The sequence below is a fragment of the Alcanivorax sp. HI0044 genome, assembly GCF_001634945.1.
The window spans coordinates 1-670 of record NZ_LWEZ01001388.1; the positions used below are offsets into that span (position 1 = coordinate 1).

Annotated in this window: 1 protein-coding gene; it reads right to left on the bottom strand. The window is 43.9% G+C overall.

Annotated elements, in window-relative coordinates:
• The coding region (locus tag A3730_RS30530) for a restriction endonuclease subunit S (RefSeq protein WP_197477550.1) at nucleotides 1-526 on the bottom strand (526 nt) is incomplete at its 3' end.
• Between the last annotated feature and the right edge of the window lie 144 nt (nucleotides 527-670).

Consider the following 670-nt stretch of genomic DNA (forward strand, 5'->3'; position numbering starts at 1 on the left):
TATCCAGAAACACGGCGCGGAGGAATTCGTCGGCGAGTTGGATGGCTTGCTGGCGTTTGTGGCGGATGGCGTCGGCTTTGTCGAGGATGTTGGCGATGCGTTTTTGTTCAGTTAGGGGTGGGAGGGGAATTTCAAATGACTTTAAATCTGACACAGAAACATTTGCAATTACTGCATGCTTTGCCAAAGCCTCAATTTTTTGTACAACTCTTCTTAAGGACCAATAAAAATAACGTGTATCTACCCCTGCTCTTGGAGAAAGCCTAACAACACGTTGGTTTAATAATGCTTCTCCATATTGCCACTGACAAAGTTTTACATTTCCTGAAAGGCTCAGTAAGAGGTCTCCATTCTTTATTATATACTTATCAAGAGGTTCACCATCCCAATACACAAAGTCAGTTTTTGTATCTGAGACATTTTGAATCCTGATAACTGGTAAACCAACGCTGGGATCTGAAGAAAAGTTAGCCGACTTCCATGCATTTCCTGACAAAATATCTGCCACATCGACAATCTGTCTCATCGGCCAACTCACAGCATCCCCTCCAAATCCTTCAAATCGCCCATAATTTCTTCTTCCAGCGCCATTAGCCGTTTGAGGATCACTTTCGGGTCTTCGTACTCTTCCTCTTCGTACACCACTTCCTTGTAGCGATTGATGGAGAGG